At 60.9% G+C, this 1,503-nt stretch carries 1 protein-coding gene; it reads left to right on the forward strand.

Annotated elements, in window-relative coordinates:
* Nucleotides 1-1,503: VCBS domain-containing protein (locus tag EN935_RS35565; RefSeq protein ID WP_206534658.1), on the forward strand; the 1,503-nt coding region annotated here is incomplete at both ends.

Here is a 1,503-nt window from a genome sequence, read left to right on the forward strand (position 1 = left end):
CGCTCACCATCTCCGATGTCGACAGCCCGGCGACCTTCGTCGCCCAGGCCGCAACCGTCGGAGCCTATGGCACCTTCGCCATCAATGCGGCCGGCGCCTGGACCTACACCGCCTCTTCGGCCCACAATGAATTCGTTGGCGGCCAGCATTACACCGAGAACTTCGACGTGATCAGTGCCGACGGCACTCCCACCTCGGTGCATATCGATATCCTCGGCACGAGCGACAACGGCGCACCAGTCGCTGTCGCTGATACCAATTGGGCGAAAGAAGACACCAACACAAGCGCAACTGGCAACGTGCTTCAGACGCTCGTGCATGCCGGTGCACCGTCGGGAACGTTCTCGGACCATGCTGATACCGATCCGGATGCCGATACACTGGCTGTCTCCGCGCTCTCGGGCGGCATCGACAACGGCACCACATTCACCAAGACCGGAACTTATGGCTCGCTTGTAATCACCAAGGCGACCGGGGCCTACACCTATACTGTGGCGAATGCCCAAGCCAATGTGCAGGCGCTGGCAGCGGGCCAGACCGTCACGGACAGCTTCACCTATACGGTCTCGGATGGGCATGGCGGAACATCATCGGCCAACCTGGCCGTGACGGTCTTCGGCACGGATGAAGTTACTCCCGGGTTAATTACCTTGGTTGCGGATGGCAAGCAGGGGAGCAACGCTGACCCAAGTACCGTCACCATAACGTTTACTACGGCCGTCAACGCGAATTTTGCAAATCTATCAAACGTGATGCATGTATCCGGCCTGCCAAATGTCAGCGTGATCGCTGGGTCAGGAAGCTTCAACGCAGCCCACACTCAGTATACATTCCAAGTGGACAAAGGAGCAGGAAGCAGCAACGGATCGTCCTACACCCTTGGTATCGATGCCGGAGCATTCTCGGATACAACTGGTCATACGAACGCGGCCGTCAGCCAAGGCGGCCTCAAGCCCGCCGGCACCTCCGGCGAGCCCATCAATCTCGCCTTGACCGATCCATCGCATGAGGGTGCGCTCATCACCGTCACGGTGAAGGACGTGCCTTCGGGCTGGACCATCGACGGCGCAACCCATAACGCCGACGGAAGCTGGACGACACAGACCAACGACCTGCACGGGCTGACCGTGACCACACCGGTCGAATTCACCGGCGCCGCGGTGCTCGACGTGCAACTGACCTGGACCAATGCCGACGGCACGACGGGCAGCGCGTCGATCGCCGACAATGTCGAGGCGTACGCTCCGGGTTCGCCGATCTTCGCCTGGTCGGGCGACGACGTGCTGACCGGCTCCAGCGGCAACGACCTCTTCGTCTTCTCGCAGCCGATCGGTGCCGATACGGTGCATAATTTCGACGCCGCGGCCGACCAGATCGACCTTATCGGCTACAACGGATTGGCAGACTTTGCCGACCTGCAGACTCATATAGCCGACGATGCCAACGGCAACGCGGTGATTGCGCTCGGCGACGGGCAGTCGATCACGCTGGACGGCGTCCACT

The organism is Mesorhizobium sp. M7D.F.Ca.US.004.03.1.1, assembly GCF_003998635.1.
Classification (GTDB): domain Bacteria; phylum Pseudomonadota; class Alphaproteobacteria; order Rhizobiales; family Rhizobiaceae; genus Mesorhizobium; species Mesorhizobium loti.